This window comes from Streptomyces sp. NPDC043867, from assembly GCF_056435845.1.
Genome location: NZ_JBWKDS010000029.1, coordinates 19,054 through 38,278, shown reverse-complemented (window position 1 = coordinate 38,278; position 19,225 = coordinate 19,054). Strand labels below are relative to the sequence as shown.

Annotated in this window: 10 protein-coding genes and 1 pseudogene; 9 read left to right on the top strand and 2 right to left on the bottom strand. The window is 71.8% G+C overall.

The annotated features are described in order from the left end of the window. Positions 1-18 precede the first annotated feature (18 nt). The 3 genes from AC069T_RS26200 (at position 19) to AC069T_RS26190 (ending at position 2,625) form a co-directional block, all read left to right on the top strand. On the top strand, positions 19-750 hold the full coding sequence (locus AC069T_RS26200) for a thioesterase II family protein (protein WP_478785062.1): 732 nt from the start codon (positions 19-21) through the stop codon (positions 748-750). A 172-nt stretch (positions 751-922) separates the two neighbouring features. After that, on the top strand, positions 923-1,867 hold the full coding sequence (locus AC069T_RS26195) for an ATP-binding cassette domain-containing protein (RefSeq protein WP_478785061.1): 945 nt from the start codon (positions 923-925) through the stop codon (positions 1,865-1,867). Continuing rightward, positions 1,864-2,625: an ABC transporter permease gene (locus AC069T_RS26190; protein ID WP_478785060.1), complete on the top strand. Its 762-nt coding sequence runs from the start codon at positions 1,864-1,866 to the stop codon at positions 2,623-2,625. Before AC069T_RS26195 ends, AC069T_RS26190 begins: the two co-directional genes overlap by 4 nt. A gap of 151 nt (positions 2,626-2,776) precedes the next feature. Here AC069T_RS26190 and AC069T_RS26185 read toward each other — a convergent pair whose 3' ends face one another. After that, positions 2,777-4,126: an aminotransferase-like domain-containing protein gene (locus AC069T_RS26185; protein WP_478785059.1), complete on the bottom strand. Its 1,350-nt coding sequence runs from the start codon at positions 4,124-4,126 to the stop codon at positions 2,777-2,779. Positions 4,127-4,966: 840 nt separating this feature from the next. Between AC069T_RS26185 and AC069T_RS26180 the strand changes: the two genes are divergently transcribed. Beyond that, positions 4,967-5,893: a phytanoyl-CoA dioxygenase family protein gene (locus AC069T_RS26180; RefSeq protein WP_478785058.1), complete on the top strand. Its 927-nt coding sequence runs from the start codon at positions 4,967-4,969 to the stop codon at positions 5,891-5,893. Between the two features lie 618 nt (positions 5,894-6,511). Here the strand turns inward: AC069T_RS26180 and AC069T_RS26175 are convergent. After that, positions 6,512-7,348 carry a putative nonproteinogenic amino acid hydroxylase gene (locus AC069T_RS26175; protein WP_478785057.1) on the bottom strand — a complete coding sequence of 279 codons (837 nt, stop codon included), beginning with the start codon at positions 7,346-7,348 and terminating at the stop codon, positions 6,512-6,514. Between the two features lie 674 nt (positions 7,349-8,022). On the opposite strand from AC069T_RS26175, the gene AC069T_RS26170 reads away from it, so the two are divergent. The 5 genes and pseudogenes from AC069T_RS26170 to AC069T_RS26150 all read left to right on the top strand — a co-directional run. Continuing rightward, the gene (locus tag AC069T_RS26170; protein ID WP_478785056.1) at positions 8,023-8,337 is read left to right on the top strand and encodes an acyl carrier protein; all 315 of its coding nucleotides are present in this window, start codon (positions 8,023-8,025) and stop codon (positions 8,335-8,337) included. Beyond that, a complete protein-coding gene (locus AC069T_RS26165; RefSeq protein WP_478785055.1) occupies positions 8,334-9,584 on the top strand; it encodes a cytochrome P450 in 1,251 nt (416 codons plus the stop codon). The genes AC069T_RS26170 and AC069T_RS26165 overlap by 4 nt, the downstream gene beginning before the upstream one ends. Then, positions 9,581-10,318: a thioesterase II family protein gene (locus AC069T_RS26160; RefSeq protein WP_478785054.1), complete on the top strand. Its 738-nt coding sequence runs from the start codon at positions 9,581-9,583 to the stop codon at positions 10,316-10,318. Before AC069T_RS26165 ends, AC069T_RS26160 begins: the two co-directional genes overlap by 4 nt. A 52-nt stretch (positions 10,319-10,370) precedes the next feature. Then, a complete protein-coding gene (locus AC069T_RS26155; protein WP_478785053.1) occupies positions 10,371-13,454 on the top strand; it encodes a type I polyketide synthase in 3,084 nt (1,027 codons plus the stop codon). Between the two features lie 57 nt (positions 13,455-13,511). Next, positions 13,512-19,124 (top strand): annotated as a pseudogene (locus AC069T_RS26150) (type I polyketide synthase); the annotation flags it as partial. Positions 19,125-19,225 lie beyond the last annotated feature (101 nt).

Genomic DNA, 19,225 nt, shown 5'->3' with positions numbered 1-19,225 from the left:
TGATTGGGGTTGGTCGGGGTGACAGAACCCGGCACGTTTGCGGAACACGGCGAGGGCACCACACTGCTGTGCGTGCCCTTCGCCGGAGCAGGACCTTCGTTCTTCCACCCGTGGCGACAGCTGGCCGCCGGCCGCTGGCGCGTGACCTCGGTCGAACTGCCCGGCCGCGAACGCCGGCTCCTTCAGACGCCGTACCGCAATGTCGTCGAGGCGGCGAAGAACGAGGTCGACGACATCGTCGCGGACCTGGGCGCCGGAGCACGGACCGTGCTGTTCGGGCACAGCCTGGGCGCGGTGCTCGCCTACGAACTGGCGCACCTGCTGAGCGCGCGCGGCGTGCACGTCGAGCGGCTGGTCGTGAGCGGTTCGCCGGGGCCGTGGACCCAGCGCGAGCGGCGGGCCGCGGGACTCCCGGACGAGGAGTTCCTCGCCAGGGTCGAGGAGTTCGCGGGCTTCCGGCACGAAGCCCTCGACCACCCGGAGATGCGCGAGCTGATCCTGCCCGTCCTGCAGGCCGACTGCGAGATGCACGAGGACTACGTCCCGAGCACCGACGTCCCGCTTCAGGTGCCGATCTGCTCGCTGCGCGGCGACAGCGACGGCCTGGTCACTGCAAAGGAGGCGCAGCAGTGGCAGGCGGCGACCACCGCCGGCTTCAGCTATGTGGAGTTCCCGGGCGACCACATGTACCTGGTCGACCTCGGCCGTGAGGTGCTGGACGTCATCGAGGCGCAGTCCGCCCGCGGCTGACGCGTGCGTGCGCCGGGCCGAAACGGCCCGGCGGAGCAAGGGCGCCCGCCCCGGCGGGCGCCCTTGCGCTGCGTGCGCGGGCCGAACGCGTCCGCGCGTCGTCGAGGGGAACTCGAGCGCCGCGTCACGGTCATGGCAGGTCCGTGTCAGGACCGCCGGGGACAGTGGGGACATGAAGAGTTCCGCGATTGCAGTTTCCGGGCTACGCAAGGCATACGGCGACAAGGTCGTGCTCGACGGCATCGACCTCGAAGTCGCCGCGGGATCGGTCTTCTCCCTGCTCGGCCCGAACGGGGCCGGCAAGACGACCACGGTGAACGTCCTGACGACACTGCTGACGGCCGACGCCGGCACGGTGCACGTCGCCGGGCACGACGTGGCGAGCGCGACCAAGGAGGTGCGCGCGGCCATCGGCGTGACCGGCCAGTTCGCCGCGGTGGACGACCTGCTCTCGGGCCGGGAGAACCTGCAGCTGATGGCGGACCTGAAGCGCGTGCGCTCCGGGGACCAGGTGGTCACACGGCTGCTGGAGCGCTTCGATCTGGGCGAGTCGGCGGACAAGATGGCGTCGGCCTACTCCGGCGGCATGCGCCGCAAGCTGGACCTGGCGATGACGCTGGTCGGCAGCCCGCAGATCATCTTCCTGGACGAGCCGACGACGGGCCTCGACCCGCGCAGCCGGCGCACGATGTGGGCGATCGTCCGCGAGCTCGTCGCCGAAGGCACCACCATCTTCCTCACCACCCAGTACCTCGAGGAAGCCGACCAGCTCGCCGACCGGATCGCCGTGCTCAACCAGGGCCACCTGGTCGCCCAGGGCACCGCCGAGGAGCTCAAGCGCCAGATCCCCGGCACCCACGTCAAACTCCGCTTCGCCCACGCCTTCGACCTCGACGGGGCGGCACGGGTCTTCCCCGACTCCACGCGCAACGACGAGGAGCTGACCCTGCGGGTACCCAGCGACGGCGAGTCGAGGTCGCTGCGGGCCCTGCTGGACCGGCTCGACGAACACGCCCTCAACGCCCAGGAATTCTCCGTGCACACACCAGACCTCGACGACGTCTTCCTCGCCCTGACCGAGCACACGACCAAGGACAAGGAGGCGATCGTCCGATGAGTACCGCCTCGACCGCGTTTGCCGACTCGGCCATCATGCTGCGCCGCAACGTCAAGCACACCCTGCGGAACCCGACCACGGTCTTCAACGCGGTCCTGTTCCCGATCGTCATCATGCTGATGTTCGTCAAGGTGTTCGGCGGCGCCTTCAGCGTCGGTGAGAACTACATCGACTACGCCACGCCGGGCCTGCTCGTGATGGCCGTCAGCTACGGCCTGGGCGCCACCGCGACGGCCGTCAACGACGACATGACCAAGGGCATCATCAACCGGTTCAAGACCATGGACGTCTCCCGCGGAGCCATGCTGACCGGACACGTCGTCGTCACCACCGTGCGCTGCCTGGTGGCCTGCGCGGCCATCGTCGCCGTGGCCTTCGCGATGGGCTTCGACCCGGCCGCGAGCGCCCTGGACTGGCTCGGTGTGCTGGCCCTCTTCGTCCTGCTCGCCGTCGGGGCCAGCTGGCTCACCGTCGCCATGGGCCTGGCCGCCAAGACCACGGAGTCCGCGGGCCTTGCCACCGTGCCGCTGATCATGCTGCCCTTCCTGAGCAGCGCGTTCGTGCCCGCGGACACGATGGGCGCCGGCGTGAAGCAGTTCGCCGAGTACCAGCCCTTCACCCCGATCATCGAGACGCTGCGCGGGCTGCTGGCGGGCAACCCCTCCAGCGGCGACGCGATGGCGGCCGTCGCCTGGTGCCTCGCCTTCGCCGTCGTCGGATACGTGTGGGCGCTCTCCACGTTCAAGAAGCGAGCGTGAGCGGGGCCGGCTCCGGCCGGCCGATCCCCGCAGCCGCCCCGGTGACCACGTGTCGCCGGGGCGGCGTCATGCGCGCGGCCCGACCCGTGAAGCGGCCCCCGAACGCGCCGCGTTCGGGGGCCGCCTCACAGGTGTGCGGGCCGGTACCGCCTCACCCGATCTGGGGAGCCAGCACCTGGCCGCGGCCGCCCGCGGCGGCAGCGACGCCGACGAGCCGCTTGCCGCGCTGGTCCTCAACGAGCTCGCCCAGCCGCTCGACGCCCAGGGTGATCTGTTCGGGAGTGAGCACGCTGAAGGAGAGCCGGGCCTGGTGGAACCCGCCGGTGCCCCCGTAGAAGTGATGCATGGGGGTCCACAGGACACCGAACTTGGAGGCCGAGTACTCAAGCATGTCGTCGTCCGCCAGGAAAGGCAGCGTGACGACGACGAACATTCCGCCCTGCGGCGTGTTCCACGTGACGTCCTGCGCCATTTCGTGCCGCGGCCCGAAGACCGACTCCATTCCCTCCAGCACGGCCGCCAGATTCCGGCGGTAGACCTCCGCCTCACGAGCGGTGGCACGCTTGAGACTGCACCCGTTCTCGAGGAGATATCCGCCGATGACCGCCTGGGCGACGGTCGACGTGTTCAGCGTCACCATGCTCTTCAGCTTCGCGAGGTGGTCCGCGAGAAGCACCGGGTCCGCGGCACAGACACCGGACGACGTCACGGGCTGGTCCGCGATGATGTACCCCACGCGGGCCCCGGCGAACGCGGACTTCGCGAACGACCCGAGATGAATCACCTGATGGTGCTCGTCCAGGGACTTGAGCATCGGCAGCGGTGAATTCCCGGAAGAGAAAAGGGAGTAGGGATTGTCCTCGATGACGAGAATTCCCTCCCGCCGCGCCAGCTCCAGCAGCGCCCGCCGGTCCGCCAGCGACATGCTCGCACCACTGGGATTGGCGAAGTCCGGGACGACGTAACAGGCACGCGGGCGAAGCCCCTCACGCCTCGCCGCCCCGATCTGCCGCTCCAGGTCCTCCAGATCGATGCCGCCCTCGCCCTCCCGGACCGGACGCAGGGGCGCGCCGGCCACCCGGGCCGCGCCGATGAAGCCGACGTAGTTGGGCGTCGCGGCCAGGATGACGTCGCGGGTGTCGCGGACCAGGGCCCGCAGCACGAGCACCATCGCCTCCTGGCAGCCGGTGGTCACCACGATGCTCTCCGGGTTCACCGTCAGACCCTCGTCGGCCTCCAGCTGGCGTGCTATCAGCCCGTGGATGAACCCTTTCGTGCGGCCGTACTGGAAGAACGTGCGCCGCACCTGCTCCGCGGGAAGGCATATCTCGTCCTCGAGGTAATTCCTGAACGTCGCGAGGTGACGTGATAGGTTCTCGACGTCGTAAAAGCCTTCGAACGGGCGGCCCGCGGAGAACGAGACTGCTTCCGGATACCTTCCCGCGAGCTCGTTGAGCAGCGTCATGGAAGTGAGTGCGGGGTCGTCGACTGACTCGTGCAAGTCGGAGATGCTCAGCCGATTCGGCCCAGGGTGCATGGACATAGTCACGTCATCCTCATCCGCCGGACAGCTCAATTCTGAACTGAATTCGGCCATGTAGGGCAGTGCTCTGTACGGGATACCGTGATGCCACGGCCCGTGCAGAAGCAGATCGGAGTCAGACGGCATTGATGGCCGCGTCGAACAGTGCCCGGAACTGGCGCTTGACTGCTGCCTAGTCGGGGCCCTCAATAATATATGGCCTTGTCCCCGCAGCGTGAAGAGCGCAGCCGCTCGCGGGAGTTGGGAAACCGGTGCGACGGACCGGCCCGCCTGCACCGGGCGGCTGTCCCGTCGCCAGGACATCCGAAAGGGTGAACGGGCCGCACGGGGCGCCGCGTTCAGGCCGGAAAGCGCCAAAAGGAAGCGGACACCCCGGCGAAGAGCCCGAAGCCCTTCGGGACGTTGACACCCTCATGCCCGGCGGACAGAGTATGGGACTGTCGGCGGACGGGACACGGGACCGCCGGAAAACGGCGAGAAGCCCCCGAGCCGGCTGCGGCGACCGGCCGGCGTGATCCGGCCAGGCGCACCACCGCGGGACGCGAGCGCCGGTCCACAGGGCGCACACGAGCCACCGCACACCACGTCCGCCGGGCACGAGACCGGCTCATGGGCTCCGTGCCCGGCCACCAGCATGCGCGTATCAGGACGGTGCCGCGCCGGCACCTTGTCCCGACCACCTCCACCCCACCCTGTCCGCGGCTGAACTCCAGGAGCCGGCGGACGGTACGCCGTGGCGGCGCCACGACCTCGCTCCGCGCGGCAAGCGGTACCCGACACCTGACAAGGAGTTGACACATGACCACACTCAGCGAGGGCGTTCTGGAGAAGGCTGCGGCGGAATACGCCGAGCAGGGCTTCTCCATCATCCGCAACGTCGTGCCACAGGACCTCCTGGAGGAGGTCCACGCCCACGTTGACTGGCTCACCCGCAAGTATCCGGATCTGCGGCCCGAGCACTTCCACCACCCGCTGATCCGCAACGACGCCTTCTGGGCACGTCTGGTCTCCGACCCCCGGCTGGTGGACATAGCGGAGTTCTTCCTCGGCCCGGACCTGGCATGCTTCACCGCCCACTACATCTGCAAGCCCCCCTACGACGGGCAGCCCGTGCTCTGGCACCAGGACGGCGCGTACTGGACGCTCAGTCCCATGGAGGCGCTGACGGTGTGGCTGGCCGTCGACGAGAGCACCACGGAGAACGGCTGCCTGCGGATGATCCCCGGCAGTCACGAACTGCCGCTGCACAAGCCCTCGTCCCGCACGGACACGGACAACATGCTCTTCTCCGCCTCCGACGAGGACCTGGTCCAGGAGTGGGTGGAAAAGCGCGGGGTCGTGGACATCGAACTCCAGCCGGGCGACGTCTCGATCCACCACCCCCACCTGCTGCACTACTCGGAGGCGAACACCTCCGCCAAGCGGCGCTGCGGCCTCGACATGGGCTACATCTCGACGGCCACCCGGATCCACAGCAACGGCATCTACCTCGACCCGCTGCTCGTCCGCGGCACCGACACCACCGGCCTCAACAGCTACCGCCCCTTCCCCGACGTCCAGGAGGGCGAGACGATCCCCTTCGCCGGGCAGGACGGCTGGAGCGACAAGATCGCCACGCTCAACGCGGCGCTGCCGCCGAGCTCGCGACAGCTTCCCGACGAGAGCCCCATCGAGACGACTCGGCACATGATCGAGCGGCTGCGCGAAGGCACCACCAAGGGCTGACCGCGACCGCCCCGGCCAAGGCCCGCCGCCTGCCCGCGGCGGGCCCCTGGCCGGCGTTCGCGGCTTTGCCGGCCCCCCCCCGGCGCACACGGCGCTCGGTGCGGTTGCCGGCGCAGCCGCGTGTCCGCTCACCAGAACCGGCCGCCCGTCTACGAAGCGGTGCCAGGCCCGGACACAACCGCACACCCCCGGCCACCGGGAAGACCCGGCCCGGGCACAACTGCGAGCCCCCGCCCGGGTGTTGTCACCGGGCGGGGGCTGTCGTGCGGGGGAGGGGTGCTGGGCGGGCCGTCGTGCGGGGGCGTGGGGGAGGGGCGGGCGAAGCCGCGGCTCGGGGCTTCGCGGGCACGGCCCGTGGCGAGTGCCTGCGGGGCGGCGGCGGGCAGTGGCGGGCGCCGGCCGCGCGCGCTGTCCGCACCGGGCGGGCCGGCGCTCCGGACCTCCCGGCGGACCACGGGCGGGCCCTTTCGACCCCGGGGGCGAGAGCGGCCCCGCGACCCCGGCTGCCGGAACACCCGACCGGCCCGCCGGGCAAGAGAGGCTGCAGGACTGCCGCCGCACCCGCCCGGAACACAGGGCCCTGTCCGGGCCTCCGGCCCGGCCGCCGGCCGAGGCCTTTCACCAGACGAACGCCTCGCCGTCACCGCGCTTCTCGACGCAGTACGTGCGGAAGGCCTCGGCCTTCGCAACCATGTCCTCGTCCCCGGTACGCCGGGCGGCCTCCACGTACCAGTCGAACGCCGCGGTGGCGTGCGCCTGCCGCTCGAAGTGGAGCTCGGCGAACCGGCGGAAACCCGCCCGCATGGTCTGCGGGGTCAGGTTCCGCCCGGAGCCGAGGAGTTCCTCGATCTCGGCTTCGGTCGGCTCGGGCCGCTCGATGATGCGGACCGGCTCGGTCGCGGGGACGGCACCGCGGATCTCGATGGGCTCCTCGGCGTCCGCGAAGTCGAGACAGACCGAGAGCCGGGCGGCCGTGGAGGTGCTGCGCGCGGAGTGGGGGTCGGTGGAGTGGATCTTCCACACCTCACCGCGGCGGATGTGGTAGACGGTGTCGTTCTCGGAATGGAGGGATTCCTCGCTGGTGCGCAACGGGATCTGCACCCGCGTACCCGGCTTGGCCCATTCGAGGAAGTCCACGTGCGGGGCGATGATCCCGTCCCGCAGACTGAAGATGCGCACCCACTGCAACCGGTCCAGGGGGAAATGCGAACTCACCATGGACATGATGCCCGGCAGCTGCTTTCCCAGCTCGGTGAGGGACAGGCTGCCCTCGTGCGGGCGGAACGCGGTGTCGGAATCGGCGCCGGTGCCGTTGGCCAGCACATGGGACGACCAGGACCCGAAGGTGAAGGTGTCGTATTCGCCCCCGTACTCGTGGCCGTCCACGACGGACAGTTCGGAATCCAGGTCGTACGAGTCGATGGGTAGCACCGCAAGCCGTTGCGACTTCAGCAAGGAAATCCCCTCCACACGCGATTGTTTGATGAACCCGGAAACTACTGGGGGTTCCTCCCGGCCGTCACCATATTTCTCCGGGCGAGACCATGGCAATGACATGAGGGCTCGCGCGCTCGTGCGGCCGGAAACCCTCCACCCGCCTTGCGTATTTCCGGTCCGTGCTCGGCCGGGAGGTGTCCGCCGGTGCCGGCGAAGCCGTCCCGCACCGCCCCGAACCGCCCCGCGGCCCCCGCTCCGGCCGCCGCGCACCGCCCGTCACCCCTGCCCGGACAGCGCCGCACCGGCTCGTGACTGTCCTGTCGGCGGGACAACCGGCGCCCGGCAGGACGTCCGCGCCGTCATTGCTTGCATGGGTTTCCCCAGCCATCTACGTTGGCGTCGCGATGGCCTTCCGGTGACGTATCGAAATACGTGATCAAATTCCACCGGGTGTTCCTTTCCGAGACGGCTTTCACCCCGGGACCGGGAGCACCGCGACACGAGCCGGCCGCCGCACGGCAGACACCGCCCCGCACAAAAGGGGTGCGCGTCAGCCATTTCAAGGATTCCCATCGACGCGACAGCGGAAAGAACCCCGGTGGCCGTGCGGGCGGTGACGGCCCGGGGCCGGGACCGACCGGCAATGGCGTGGGCGGGCATTCCCGTTCGACAGAGCAAGGGAAAGGCTGGCAATGGAATCGTCGCCGCAGGTGATCCACCAGCGAGGTGGACAGGACGAGACATCACAACGACAGGCCGCGCCCCCGGGTGCGCCCGCACCGCTCGTACAGGAGATCTCGGCGCTGTGGGGGGAATACCTCGGCGACCGTGAAGTCGGGCCGGACGACGACTTCTTCGCGCTCGGCGGGAACTCGCTGACCGGAATCAAAATCATCGACCGGGTGGCGCAGGACTACGGCGTCCAGCTGTCCGTGCGCGACTTCTACCTGGCGCAGACCCCCGCCCGGGTCACCGAGCTGATCGAACAGGGGAGGGCGGCGGCGTGAGGCTGACGCCGGGCCCCGCACGCGACATCGACCTCGACGCCGTCGACCTGTTCGACCTGGACCTGTACAGCTCGGGCGATCCGCACCCCATCTGGGACGTGATGCGCGAGAGGGCGCCGCTGCACCACCAGGTCCTGGCCGACGGGCGCGAGTTCTGGTCGGTGACCCGTCACGAGGACGTCTGCCGGGTGCTCGGCGACCACCGGGAGTTCACCTCGGAACGCGGCACCGTGCCCACCCATCTCGGGCAGGACGACGTCGCGGCCGGCGTGCTGCTGACCTCCACCGACCCGCCCCGGCACACCGAGGTCCGCAGGCCGCTCGGCTCCAAGCTCACCGCCCGGGCGGTCAGGTCGTGGGAGGACTCGATCCGCCGCTCGGTCGTGCGCTTCCTCGAGCCGGCCCTCGACGGCGACGTCTTCGACCTGGCCGAACAGGCGCTGCTCCTGCCGGCGATCGTCACCGGCCCGCTCCTGGGGATCCCGGAGAAGGACTGGGCGGAGCTCGTCCAGCTGACCGCGATGGTGACCGCCCCCTCGGACCCGCACTTCCAGCAGGGCAGCGAAGCCGCCACGCTGGCCATCTCCCACCACGAGCTCGTCACCTACGTCAAGGACTGGGTCAAGGAGCGGCGGGCCACGGGCCAGGAGGACGAGAGCCTGCTCAGCCACCTCATGAGCGTGCGCCCCGGCGGCGCACCGCTGAGCGACGAGGAGATCGCCCTCGACGGCTACAGCATCCTCCTGGGCGCCAACGTGACCACCCCGCACACCGTCTCGGGCACGGTGCAGGCGCTCATCGAGCGGCCCGAGCAGTTCGACAAGGCGCAGGCCGACCCCTCGCTCATCCCGAACCTGGTCGAGGAAGGGCTGCGCTGGACGTCGGGCGCGTGCAACTTCATGCGGTACGCCGTCGACGACATCCACATCGGCGGGGGCACGATCCCCGCCCGCGGGGCGGTCGTCGCGTGGATCGGATCGGCCAACCGGGACGCCGCCCAGTTCCCCGACCCGCACCAGTTCGACATCACCCGCAGCAACGCCAAACGGCACGTCGCGTTCGGGTTCGGGCCGCACTTCTGCATCGGCGCCCCACTGGCCCGGCTGACGCTGCGCATCTTCTTCGAGGAACTCCTCGAGCGGTTCGACTCCATCGAACTCGCCGGCGAACCGCAGCACCTGCGGTCGTACTTCATCGCCGGGATGACCCACCTCCCCATCACCGCGCAGAAACGACAGACGCCATGACAACCGGCTCCGCCCCCACCCTGTCGCCGTATCTCGTCAGGCCGCCGTCCGCCGATCACCTGGCCCGGATCTTCTGCTTCCCCTTCTCCGGATCCGGGGCGTCGGCCTTCAGCGCCTGGCCGGCCGCACTCGACGACATCGAGGTCTGCCCGGTGCAGTTCCCCGGCCGCGAGAACCGGCTCGGCCACCCCCACTACGGCACCTACGAGCACCTCGCCGCCGACCTGGTGGACCACCTGGCGCCGCTGCTCGACCGGCCGTTCGCGTTCTTCGCGCACTGCGCCGGCGCCCTGCCCGCCTACGAGAGCGTGCTCAGGCTCGCCGAACTCGGCCTGCCCACCCCCGACTGCCTGTTCGTGTCGGGCCAGCCGGCCCCGCACGACGCGGCCGGCGACCCGATGCTCGCCATGTCGGAGGCCGAACTGCGCGCCGAGGTCGAGTCGTTCATCCGCGGCCGGGGCATCGAACCGCGGCCGGACATGGTCGCACTCGGCCTCATGGTGCTGCTGCGCGACCACGCCGCCGCGGGCGCCTACCGGCGCCAGGAGCCCGTCCCGGTGCCCTGCCCCGTCGTCGTCGTGCACTGGCGGGACGACGCGGACGTGAGCCTGGGCACCCTGCAGGGGTGGCGCCGGTACGCGGACTCGGTCGAGTTCCGCGTGGTCGACGGCGGCCACTACGACTTCATGGACGCACCGGACGAGCTGCGGAAACTGCTGACCCGTTGGCTGTGAGCGCGGCCGGCCCGGCCAGGGCCGTACACCGAGGGAACCGGAAGGAATACGTATGAGTGGCGCAGCCACCGGTATTGCCGTCATCGGGATGTCGTGCCGCTTTCCCGGTGTGCACGGCCCGGCCGAGTTCTGGCGCCTGCTGCTCCAGGGGAAGTCCACCGTCAAGACGTTCCCCGAGCAGCGGGCCGCCGACGCGCACTCCCGCCACACCCAGCACCCCGACGCCGACACCCTGAACGCGGGCTCGTTCTTCGACTCCGTCGACGGGTTCGACGCCGACTTCTTCCACACGCCGCCGGCGGAGGCCACCGCCATGGACCCCGTGCAGCGGCTGGGTCTGGAACTGGCCTGGGAGGCCGTCGAGGACGCCCGCATCCCGGCGAGCGTCCTCGCGGGCCGCGAGATCGACGTCGTGGTCGGCGCCGCGCCCTCCGGCTACGACCTGCTGCGCAAACTGTCGGGCAGCGACCGGGACGACCACTACGCCGCGCTCGGCTCCAGCGGAGCGCTGATCGCCAACCGGATCTCGAACCTGTTCGACGTGCGCGGCATGAGCCTGTGCGCGGACTCGGGCCAGTCCTCCTCCCTCGTGTCGCTGGCGCTGACGTGCGAGCGGATACGCGCCGGCGCGGTCGACATGGCGATCGCGGGCGGCGTGCACCTGATCACCGACCCCGAAGCGGGCGCCGGCCTGGCCAACCTGGGCGCCCTGTCACCCGACGGCAACTGCTTCCCCTTCGACGCGCGGGCCAACGGCTTCGTCCGCGGCGAGGGCGGCGCGTTCGTCGTGCTGAAGCGCCTCGACGAGGCCGTCGCCGACGGCGACCACATCTACGCCGTGGTGCGCGGCTGGGGCGTCAACAGCGCCGGCGCCACCTCCCGCATGCCGGACCCGAGCCCCGCCGGGCAGGCGGCAGCCGTACGGTCCGCTCTGCAGCGCGCGGACGTCGAGTTCGACAGCGTCGACTACGTCGAGGCGCACGGCACCGGCACCCGCCTCGGCGATCCCGCCGAGGCGTCCGGACTGCGCGAGGTGTTCCGGGAGAGCGGCCGCGGCCGCCCCCTGGTGCTCGGTGCGGTGAAGGCGAACGTCGGACACCTGGAGCCCGCCGCGGGAATCGTCGGCTTCGTGAAGGCGGCGCTGTGCGTGGACCGCGGCCTGCTGGTCGCCCATCCCGACTTCCGCTCGGCGAACCCCGCCATCCCCGGCTTCGAGCAGGACTTCGAAGTGCTGTCGGCCGCCCGCCCCTGGCCGGGCACACCGGACCGGCCCCGGCGCGCCGGCGTGTCATCGATCGGGATGGGCGGCACCAACGCCCACGTGCTCCTCGAACAGGCCCCCCGGGCCCACCCCGAACTCCCGGCGTCCGACGAGGACCTGGGCGCCCAGGACACCTGCGCGCCGGTGCCGTGGGTGCTGTCGGCGCGTACGGAGCAGGCCCTGCGCGAACAGGCGGCCCGGCTGCGGGACCTGGTGAGCGCCGACGCCTCGCTGACGGCGGCCGACGTGGGGCATTCCCTGGTCCGCACCCGCACCTCGTTCGCGCACCGTGCAGTGGTCCTGGCAGCCGGCCGTCAGGAGGCGCTGGCCGGCCTCGGCCTGCTGGCCGCCGGCGACAGCACGGCACGCGCGGTACGCGGGACGGCCACCGGGCCGGCGGGCCCGCTCGTCTTCGTCTTCCCCGGCCAGGGATCGCAGTGGCTGGGCATGGGACGGCAGCTGTACCAGCAGTCCGAGGTCTTCGCGCAGGCGATCGACGAGTGCGCGCGCGCCCTGGCGCCGTGGCTGGACTGGTCGCTGGTGGACCTGGTGACCGGCGCGCCGTCGGCGCCGCCGCTGGAACGCGGGGACGCCGTGGTCCAGCCCGCGCTGTTCGCGATGATGGTGTCCCTGGCCCGCCTGTGGCGGTCGCTGGGCGTGGTCCCCGACGCGGTGGTGGGGCACTCGCAGGGCGAGATCGCCGCGGCGTGCGTGTCCGGCGCGCTCGGCCTCGAGGACGCGGCCCGCATCGTCGCCCTGCGCAGCCGGGCCCTGACCGCGCTGGCCGGCCAGGGCGGGATGAACGCGGTGGCCGCGCCGTTGGCCTGGGTCGAGGAGCGGCTCGGCCCGTGGTCCGGGCGGCTGTCCGTGGCCGCGGTCAACGGGCCGGCCTCCGTGGTGATCTCCGGGGACCTGACGGCACTGGAGGAGTTCGCCGCGATGGCGGACGGGGACGGGGTGCGGGTACGCCGCGTCAGGATCGAGTACGCCTCCCACTCCCACCAGGTCGAACGCATCCGCGACCGGGTGCTGGAGGCCGCCGCGGGTGTCACACCCGGGGAGACAGCGGTGGAGTTCCACTCCACGGTCACCGCAGGACTGCTCGACACCCGCGCCCTGGACGCCTCGTACTGGTACGACAACCTGCGCTCCACGGTACGTTTCGGCGAGGTCGTGGAGAACCTGATGCGTACCCGCGGCGGCGTGTTCGTCGAGGTCAGCCCGCACCCGGTGCTCCAGGTGGCGATGGCGGAGACCGCCGACACGCTGACCGGACCGCCCCCGGTGGTGGGCACCTTGAGCAGGCACGACGGGAGCCTCGGCAAGGTCCTGGCATCGCTGGCCGAGCTGTACGTGCGCGGGGTGCCGGTGGACTTCGGGCCGGTGTTCGCCGCCGGCCGGCCGCGCCGCGTCGGCCTGCCGACCTACCCCTTCCAGCGGCAGCGGTACTGGCTGACAGCACCCGCCACCACCGCTCCCGGCGCGCAGGCGGACGTGAGCGGCGCGGCGGCGGACCTGGACTCGCCGTCGGCGGTCCTCACGCTCGTGAGTACCGAGACGGCCGCGCTGCTGGGCGCCAGGGGCGCCGCGGTGACGGGGCCCGACGTCCAGACGCGGTCGGCCGACACCTTCAAGGCGCTGGGCTTCGACTCCTCGATGGCGGTGGAGCTGCGCAACCGGCTCAACGCGGTGACCGGGATCCGGCTGCCGGCCACCGTCGCGTTCACCTACCCCACTCCGCACCGGCTCGCCCAGCGCCTCTTCTCCCTCCTCGAACCGAAGGTGCCCGACACCCCACAACCCGTGGAGGAGCCGAGCCCGCAGGACCGCAGTGACGACGATCTCTACGCCCTGATCGACCGCGGATACGTGTAGCCCCAGCCGTTTTTCAAGCAGAAGTTGAGGGAGGACCCGGTGGAGGAAGTCGACAAGCTCCGCTCCTACTTGCGACGTGCCGTCGGTGACGCGCAGGAACTGCGCGAGCGGGTGCGCGAGCTGGAGGAGTCCGCGCGCGAGCCCATCGCCGTCGTGGGTGTGGGGTGTCGCTTCCCCGGTGGGGTGACGTCCCCCGAAGGGCTGTGGCACGTCGTGTCCGAGGGGGTGGACGCGATGGGCGACTTCCCGCTGGACCGCGGGTGGGACGTGGAGGCGCTGTACGACCCGGACCCCGAGGCGCACGGAAAGACGTACACCCGCACCGGCGGGTTCCTGCCCGACCTCGCGGAGTTCGACGCGCCGTTCTTCGGCATCAGCCCGCGCGAGGCGCTGGCGATGGACCCGCAGCAGCGGCTGATGCTGGAAACCACGTGGGAGGCGCTGGAGCGGGCGGGGATCGACCCGGCCGCCCTGCGGGGCTCCCCGACCGGGGTGTTCACCGGGCTCTACAACGTCGACTACGGGCCGCGGATGGGCGGCGGCGCGGGCGGCGAGGTGGAGGGCTTCTCCCTCACCGGCACCTACCTCAGCGTGGCCTCGGGCCGGGTGGCGTACGTGCTGGGCCTGGAGGGCCCGGCGGTGTCGACCGACACCGCGTGCTCGGCCTCGCTGGTGGCCGTCCACCAGGCCGTGCGCTCCCTGCGGTCGGGGGAGTGCACGCTGGCACTGGCCGGCGGCGTGTCGACACTGCCGACGCCGGGGATGTTCGTGGAACTCGCCCGGCAGCGGGGCCTGTCGGCCGACGGCCGGTGCAAGGCGTTCGCGGACGCCGCCGACGGCACCGGCTTCTCCGAGGGCGCGGGCGTGCTGGTCCTGGAGCGGCTCTCCGACGCACAGCGCAACGGCCGCAGGATCTGGGCCGTCATCCGCGGCTCGGCGATCAACCAGGACGGCGCCTCCAACGGACTGACCGCCCCCAACCCCCTGGCGCAGCAGCGGGTCGTACGCGCCGCCCTGGCCGACGCCGGGCTCCGCGTCACCGACGTGGACGCGGTGGAGGCGCACGGGACCGGCACCCGGCTGGGCGACCCCATGGAGGCCGAGGCTCTGCTGGCCACCTACGGGCAGGACCGCGAGCCCGGCAGCCCGCTGTGGCTGGGATCGCTGAAGTCGAACATCGGCCACACCCAGGCCGCCGCCGGCGTCGGCGGCATCATCAAGATGGTCATGGCGATGCGGCACGGCGTGCTGCCCAGGACCCTGCACGTGGACCGCCCCTCGGCCCACGTCGACTGGTCGGCCGGAGCGGTGGAGCTGCTCACCGAGGCCCGCGCGTGGACCACGGCGCAGGGCCGGCCCCGCCGGGCGGGCGTGTCGTCCTTCGGGATCAGCGGCACCAACGCGCACCTGATCCTGGAACAGGCCCCCCAAACCCCCCAAACCCCCCAAACCCCCGAGACCGCCGGGACCTCCGGGACCTCCGGAGCCGGTGAGGGCGCCGGGATTTCCGGGACTCCCGCAGCCCCCGGGGCCCGGGCCGGCGGGTCGGTGCCGTGGGTGCTGTCGGCGCGCTCGGAGCAGGCCCTGCGCGAACAGGCCTCCCGGCTGCGGGAGTTCGTGGCCGCCGACGAGAGCCTGACACCCGCCGACGTGGGACGCGCGCTGGTGACGACACGCTCACTGTTCGAGCACCGCCAGGTGGTGATCGGCGCCGACCGGGACGCCCTGCTCACCGCCCTGGCCGCCGCCGCCGCGGGCGAGGAGCCCGGCCCCGCCGGCCCGGTGTCCGCAGTGGCGAAACCGGTGGGCAAGACCGTGTTCGTCTTCCCCGGCCAGGGGGCGCAGTGGGCCGCCATGGGCCGGGAACTGTGGGAGACCTCCCCGGTCTTCGCCGAGGAACTGCGCGCCTGCGCGCAGGCACTCCAGCCGTGGGTGTCCTGGCCGCTGATCGACACCGTCTGCGGAGGACCGCGCGCGGCGGACCTGGAGGACATCGACGTCGTCCAGCCGGTGCTGTTCGCGGTGATGGTGTCCCTGGCACGGGTGTGGCGTTCGCTGGGGGTGACCCCGGATGCGGTGATCGGCCACTCCCAGGGCGAGATCGCCGCCGCCTACGTCGCGGGCGCCCTGACCCTGCAGGACGCGGCGAAGATCGTCGCCCTGCGGTCCCGGCTGCTGGCCACGGTCACCGGGCAGGGCAGCATGGCCGGGATCCTGCTGCCCGCCCAGCACGTCAAGGACCTGCTGAAGGGACACGAGTCCCGGATCGGGATCGCCGCGGTCAACGGACCGAACTCCACGACCGTCTCGGGTGAGAGCGGCGCGGTCGAGGAACTGGTCGCCACCTGCCAGGCCCAGGGCGCCCGCGCCCGCCTGATCAAGTCCAGCGTGCCCGGCCACTCCCCGCTGATGGACCGCTTCGACGGCCGCCTCCAGGCGGAACTCGGCCGCATCACCCCCCGCCCCTCACCGGTGGCGATCCACTCGACGGTGACCGGCGAACTGATCGACCCCCTGGACCTCGACGCGGCCTACTGGTACCGCAACCTGCGCGAACCGGTCCAGTTCGCGGCCGCCATGGGCGGCCTGGTCGCCCAGGAACCCGACAGCGCCGTCATCGAACTCAGCCCGCACCCGCTGCTGGTGATGACCATCCAGGAGATGTTCGACACCACCCCCGGCGCCACCGGCTTCGCGGTGGGGTCGCTGCGCCGCGACGAGGGCGGCTTCGCCCGGCTCCACCGGTCGGCCGCCGAGGCCTTCGTGGCGGGCGCCGCGGTGTCGTGGCAGGCGGCGTTCGAGAGCGGGGACGGCCGGTGGGCCGAGCTGCCCACCTACGCCTTCCAGCGGCAGCGCTACTGGCTGAACACCCCCGCCGAGACCACCACCGCGAGCACGTCGGACCACCCGCTGCTCGACGCCGTCATCGAACTGCCCGACGACGGCGGGCACCGCGGAGTCGTGGGCAGCGGCCGGCTGTCGCTGGAGCGCCACCCCTGGCTCGCCGACCACACCGTCCACGGCGCCGCCCTGGTGCCCGCCACGGTGCTGGCGGAGCTGGCGGTGTGGGCCGCGCACAAGGCGGGCTGCGACGTCGTCGACGAACTCACCCTGGAAGCACCCCTGGTGCTGTCCCGCACGGCCGAGCGCGAGATCCGCGTCGTCGTCGACGGCAAACGCGAACTCAGCGTGCACTCACGGGCAAAAGGCGAGGACCGGTGGACCCGCAACGCCACCGGAACCGCCCACAGCGGGCCCGCGCAGGACCACCAACCCGACAGCCTCACCGCGTGGCCGCCCCCGGGCGCGGTGAGCGTGCCCTTCGAGGACGAGCACACCTGGCCCGCCGCCCCCATGCTCGGCCACGGAACCCTGCCGCACGCCCTGCGGCAGGTGTGGCGCAAGGGCGAGACCCTGTTCGCCGAGGTCGAACTGCCCGCAACCGACACCGCCCACCAGAGCCGCTTCACCCTCCACCCGGCGCTGCTCCAGGCCGCGCTGCTCCCGGTCGGCCTGGGACACTTCGTCGACACCTCCCGGCCCGAGGGCTGGCTGCCGTCCCGCTGCACGGGCCTGCGCATCGGCCCCGCCCAGGCGACCGCGCTGCGCGTGCGGCTGGCCCCGGCGGGCGAGAACACGCTGTCGCTGACCCTCGCGGACCAGAACGGACACCCCGTCGCCGCCATCGCCTCACTGACCCTGGAGCCCGTGGACGTCGCCCGGCTGACCGAGCTGAGCTTCGACCACCAGGACTCGCTGTTCCAGGTGGACTGGGAACCCCTCCCGCTGCCACCCGGCCGGGCCACGGGCCGCTACGCACTGATCGCACCCGGCGCGCACGCCGTGCCCCCGGCACCGGGACAGGCGTCCTACGCCGACCTCGAGGAACTCGCCGCCTGCGGTGACGACATACCCTCTGTCGTCATCGCGTGCGTCGAACCCGCGGACGACGCCGACACCCCCGCCGCCGTCGAGCACACCCTCCACCGTGTGCTGCGCTGGACGCAGGACTTCCTCGGCGACGCGCGGTTCTCCGCCGCCCGCCTGGTCCTGGTGACCCGGGACGCGTTCCACGACGAGCAGGTGACGCGCACCGATCCCGCGGCGGCCGCCCTCTGGGGATTCGTGCGCGCCGCACAGAGCGAGAACCCGGGCCGCTTCACCCTCGTCGACACCGACGGCCGGCCCGACTCGTGGGCCCTTGTGCCGGCGGCGGCCGGAACCGGCGAAGCCCAGCTCAAGATCCGCTCCGGCATGGTGAGCACCCCCCGCCTGGCCCACCTGCCCGCCCGGGGCAGGCCCGGCCGGACACCGGGAACCCCCGCACTGGGGACCGGCTCGGTACTGATCACCGGCGGCACCAGCGGCCTGGGCGCCCTCCTGGCCCGCCACCTCGTCCAGCGGCACGCGGTACGCCGGCTGGTGCTGACCAGCAGGCGCGGAGACGCCGCCCCGGCCGCGGCCGCCCTGCGCGAGGAACTGACCGGCGCCGGCGCCCACGTCGACATCGTCGCCTGCGACGTCACCGACCGCGACGCGCTCGCCGCACTGATCGCCGCGGTGCCCGCCGAACACCCGCTGACCGCGGTGATCCACTGCGCCGGCACCCTGGACGACGGCATCGTCCAGGCCCTGACCGAGGAACGCGTGAACGCGGTCCTCGCCCCCAAGGTGCGCGGCGCCTGGCACCTGCACGAGCTGACCGCCCACCTGGACCTGTCCGCGTTCGTGCTGTTCTCCTCGATCGCCGGCGTCCTGGGCACGGCGGGCCAGGCCAACTACGCGGCCGCCAACGCCTTCCTCGACGACCTGGCGCACACCCGCCGCTCCCAGGGACTGCCGGCCGGCGCGCTGTGCTTCGGCTTCTGGGCGGAGCGCAGCGAGATGAGCGCCGGCCTCAGCGACGCGGACGTCGTACGCATGCAACGCCAGGGCGTACAGCCCCTGTCGACGCCAGAAGGACTCGCGCTCTTCGACGCGGCGCTCGCCGCCGACGAGCCGGTACTGGTGCCCGTACGGCTGAACCTCACCGCACTGCGCACACCCGACCCCGGCCGGCCGGCCTCCCCGCTCCTGCGCACCCTGGCCGGGACACCCGCCTCACCCGGCGGCCCGGCGGGCGGGGAGCCGGCCGGCCCCGCCCTCGCCGAGCAGCTGAAGTCGCTGCCGCCAAAGGAGGCCGAGACCGCGCTGCTCGATGCCGTACGCACCCAGACCGCGCTCGTCCTCGGTCACTCCGACACCGGGCGGGTCGGCCCCGCCGAGACGTTCAAGAAACTCGGGATCGACTCGCTGACGGCACTGGAACTGCGGAACAAACTGGCGGCGGTGACCGGCCTGAAACTGCCCGCCACCCTCGTCTTCGACCACCCCAACCCGGCCGCCCTCGCCCGGTTCCTCCAGCAGAGCGCCACCCCCGGCTCCGCCGCCGGGCCGCAGTCCCCGGCCCGCCACCTGGTCCAGGAGATCGAAGGCCTGGGCGCCCGGCTCGAGGACGCGTTCCTCGCCCTCGCACAGGAGGACCGGACCACCATTTCCACTCTGCTCGGCGAACTGCAGGGCCGAGTCCGTTCGATGGCGGGCGCCGGATCACCGGTCGGCATCGTCGACCAGATCAGTTCGGCCTCGGCGGGAGAACTTCTCTCGCTGCTCGACAAAGAACTCGGCTAGGGGAGAGCGATGACCAACGACAACAACGCCGAGGTCCTCGACTACCTCAGGCGGACCTCGATCGAACTGCTCGAGACACGCAAGCGCCTGAAGGAGGTCAC